The following is a 3,391-nucleotide window of genomic DNA, read 5'->3' as shown; positions in this document are numbered from 1 at the left end:
AACCTTCACTTGGCTGTTTTACGTAATATCCTACACCACGACGAGTAACCAAAACTTGAGGTTGGATTGGGTTGTCTTCAATCTTTTCTCTCAAACGGTGAACAGTTACGTCTACTGTACGCACATCGCCAAAGTAGTCATAGCCCCAAACAGTTTGTAAAAGGTGTTCACGAGTCATAACTTGCCCCATATGTTGAGCTAAGTAGTAAAGAAGCTCAAATTCACGGTGAGTAAGCTCAATCTTCCGACCATCTTTTTCAACGATATAGGCATCTGGCATGATAACCAAGTTACCGATCTTAATATTCTTATCTGTATCGTCTTGGTTATCTGCTTCTGCCTTCTTAACAATGTCACGACGGCGCAAGTTAGCCTTAACGCGGGCAACTAATTCTCTATTAGAGAAAGGCTTAGTGACATAGTCATCGGCACCCATTTCTAGACCAAGTACTTTATCAATTTCAGTATCTTTAGCTGTTACCATGATAATTGGCATATCGTGCGTTTGACGAACTTCACGAGCAACCTCGAGTCCATCTTTCTTTGGTAACATCAAATCCAGGATCATTAAGTCTGGATCGTATTCGTCAACTTTCTTAACAGCTTCTTCGCCATCATAGGCGGTGTCGACATCAAAGCCTTCCTTAGTTAAATTAAATTTAATGATATCAGAAATCGGCTTTTCATCGTCGACGACGAGAATCTTTTTTGGCATCGGAAATGCCTCCTTTGCCCTTACATTATACTGGATTTTACGGTTTTAGCCAAAAAAATCGAAAAAATTTAAAAAAGTCTTGCATTTTTTGCCAGATAATTGCATAATAATATCTGTTAATTGATTCAACACATGGGTGGCTAGCTCAGCTGGCAGAGCAACGGACTCTTAATCCGTGGGTCCAGGGTTCGATCCCCTGGCCACCCATAATATATTCGTTAGAGATAAGACTTCTGTCTTATCTCTTTTTTTAATCTTCTAATTGGATTTAAGATTGCCGATCTTGGTAAAATATAGATAAGATATTTTGACTAAGGGGGCTTTACTATGAACGAAGCTGTATTTTTCAATCCGGGGGATGCAATTGCATCTTCACACGACTTCAAGGAAGCACGGCGCAGTGCACGGATTATTAAAGCAGAACGTCCGACTGGCCGTCAGATTGTCATTGCCGAGAATGATAAAAATGGCGTGTACGCTGTCTACTATGCCGATAGTGCAAACAAAGATCAAAGCGGAATCGCCCACCACATTAAGGATCAAATTTAAGAAGAAAGTCACTTTTTGTGACTTTTTTTATTTTTTCAAAAAAAGGGTTGTCAAAACCTATTTCAACTGGTAATATATTTAACTGTCAGCACGAGAGCTGATGAAACAAATATGGGTGGCTAGCTCAGCTGGCAGAGCAACGGACTCTTAATCCGTGGGTCCAGGGTTCGATCCCCTGGCCACCCATAATATGAAAATGGCACTGCGAGGAGTCGGTGCTTTTTTTATGCTTAAAATTAGATACACAAAAAGCTACTTCATGAGAAGTAGCTTTTTCTATTTGCTTTGAATTTCATTATCATCGACTTCAGCATCCACGAATCCAGAATCATCGCCATTGTATCTTCCATACTTTTTCAAAGTTTCCATATTATGAAAAGGATTGTCAGTAACAGGTAAATCACGAGAATTTCTAACTTTTATCATTATTTTTTTCTGCCTCTCTTTTACATATCTGAAGTATACACTGAAATCATTTATAGCAAAAAATCCTGCCCTAATGGACAGGATTTTATTTTTTAGCCTTTATATTTTACTTCTTCGCAGCAGCTTTAGCTTCTGCTTGAGTGTTACTTGGCTTAAGTCTTAAGCCATCAAAATACTTCATATCACTCGCTTTAACATAGGCATCAGAAACCTTAAGCTTATCGCCTGTTGAGGAAGTCGTATAAAAACTTTTAGCAATCAGATGGTAAAATAACTCAGCCTTATTTTCACTTGGAAGCCAAATATATAATAAGTTATCAGCTCTGAACCAATTTGCTTGTTTTCTTATTTTTACATTATTGGCGTTCAGCTTTTCACCTTGACGATTATAGACATCTGCATTGTTCTTAAATCTCAATAAAGAATAATTTGTACGGGCATTTTCAAATTCTGGATCAAACAGAGGAATCTTTTTATTAACCTTTACAGCAGAACCCATTACCCATTGATTGCTACCTTTAATATGATAAAATCCATCGTCATTGATCATTCCTGCTGGGAAGTTATCGCTAAATGAAGTTACCTCATGGCGATCAACTACTAATTTGGTTCCTGGCTTTAAATTCTTACGGACAGTATTGCCTTTATTATTAAAAGTTCTAGCAAGCCAATCAGCGTGTGGCTTTATTACAGCAGTAGCAGTCTTGACAACAGGTCTAGCTTTGAAGTTAGCTACTTTGACGTACTTATTTGATGTTGGACTAATTTTATAAAATTTTTGACCATTTTTAAGTGTCTGTCCATCACCATATGTAGTTACTGATTGCCCCTTGTATAATTTCTTTTTATTTTTATATGAAGTTCTCTTATTGGTTGAATTATAGATATATGCGTTTCTCGTGACTTTTCTAGTTGCAACAATGGAATAAGCTGCTTTTACTTGCTGAGTAGAAAATATTTCAATAGCTAAAGCTGCAACTGAAGCTAAGATAAATTTATTCTTCTTCATTTTAATCATCCTTCTGTTAATATTTCGCTGATACTTCTATTATCTCCCCCCCAATTTATGTGCTTTAATATGGTTAACATTTGAACATTAATGAGGCGTTACACATGAAAAAGAACAAAACAATATTTACCATTCTCATCGCTGCATTTTTAGGCATCGTTTCACTAAGCATGAATTCCAGCCCAGTTAAGGCAGCCAGTACTGTGAAGTTGTATTTAAACAGCAACTCCTATGTATACAACAACAAAGGTCAACGTTTACGTGGTAAAGGCAATTACATCAGGAAGAATAAGGCTGTTACTGCTCCAGGAAAGTTGCAAAAAACAAATTCCGTGAAGAGATATTATGTAATGAAAGATAATAGTCCAATAGGTGTAATGAATTTTAATGAGAATTTATTTAATTATTTGTATTGGCTTCCATATAAAACAATTAAAAAGCAGGAATACTACAAAATAGGCTATAACAGATATATCAAGTGTATAAATGTTAAATCTATTTACAGTAAAGATCTTCCCTCACCATATGCAAATAAGGCGAATGAACTGATAACTAATCAAGCAACTGTTGTAACAAAAGATCCTAAGACAATTAACCAAAAACATATTTACGCATTAAAAGAAGTTTCTAAAAATAGAGCAGAAAATGCATATGTATTACCCAAAAATAAGAAATTAGTCGTAGATGATACT

General features: G+C 36.1%; 5 protein-coding genes and 2 tRNA genes. 4 read left to right on the top strand and 3 right to left on the bottom strand.

Annotated features, from left to right (window positions below):
• A partial coding sequence (yycF, locus tag HMPREF0518_RS01330; RefSeq protein ID WP_003625343.1) for a response regulator YycF occupies positions 1-715 on the bottom strand: 715 nt, incomplete at its 3' end.
• A 134-nt stretch (positions 716-849) separates the two neighbouring features.
• Between yycF and HMPREF0518_RS01325 the strand changes: the two genes are divergently transcribed.
• From HMPREF0518_RS01325 to HMPREF0518_RS01315, 3 genes are all read left to right on the top strand, one after another.
• Positions 850-922, top strand: a tRNA-Lys gene (locus HMPREF0518_RS01325).
• Between the two features lie 120 nt (positions 923-1,042).
• Entirely contained in the window at positions 1,043-1,264 is a 222-nt protein-coding gene (locus HMPREF0518_RS01320; RefSeq protein WP_003625342.1) for a hypothetical protein, read from the top strand.
• Positions 1,265-1,377: 113 nt separating this feature from the next.
• Positions 1,378-1,450: transfer RNA gene (locus HMPREF0518_RS01315), tRNA-Lys, on the top strand.
• A gap of 90 nt (positions 1,451-1,540) precedes the next feature.
• Here HMPREF0518_RS01315 and HMPREF0518_RS10255 read toward each other — a convergent pair.
• Both HMPREF0518_RS10255 and HMPREF0518_RS10910 read right to left on the bottom strand, forming a co-directional pair.
• A complete protein-coding gene (locus tag HMPREF0518_RS10255; protein ID WP_003625340.1) occupies positions 1,541-1,690 on the bottom strand; it encodes a hypothetical protein in 150 nt (49 codons plus the stop codon).
• 106 nt (positions 1,691-1,796) lie between these two features.
• Positions 1,797-2,699, bottom strand: a complete 903-nt coding sequence (locus tag HMPREF0518_RS10910; protein WP_003628548.1) for an SLAP domain-containing protein — start codon at positions 2,697-2,699, stop codon at positions 1,797-1,799.
• Between the two features lie 104 nt (positions 2,700-2,803).
• On the opposite strand from HMPREF0518_RS10910, the gene HMPREF0518_RS10250 reads away from it, so the two are divergent.
• On the top strand, positions 2,804-3,391 hold a 588-nt coding region (locus HMPREF0518_RS10250), incomplete at its 3' end, for an SLAP domain-containing protein (RefSeq protein WP_003625334.1).

The organism is Lactobacillus helveticus DSM 20075 = CGMCC 1.1877 (assembly GCF_000160855.1).
GTDB classification, from domain to species: domain Bacteria; phylum Bacillota; class Bacilli; order Lactobacillales; family Lactobacillaceae; genus Lactobacillus; species Lactobacillus helveticus.
The sequence above is the reverse complement of the archived record's forward strand: the minus strand, read 5'-3'. Positions and strand labels throughout refer to the sequence as shown.

What these genes read in the sequence shown, in the direction of transcription:
- HMPREF0518_RS01320 (WP_003625342.1), top strand. Translation starts at nt 1,043, where the DNA reads ATGAACGAAGCTGTATTTTTCAATCCGGGGGATGCAATTGCATCTTCA.
- HMPREF0518_RS10255 (WP_003625340.1), bottom strand. Translation starts at nt 1,690, where the DNA reads ATGATAAAAGTTAGAAATTCTCGTGATTTACCTGTTACTGACAATCCT.
- HMPREF0518_RS10910 (WP_003628548.1), bottom strand. Translation starts at nt 2,699, where the DNA reads ATGAAGAAGAATAAATTTATCTTAGCTTCAGTTGCAGCTTTAGCTATT.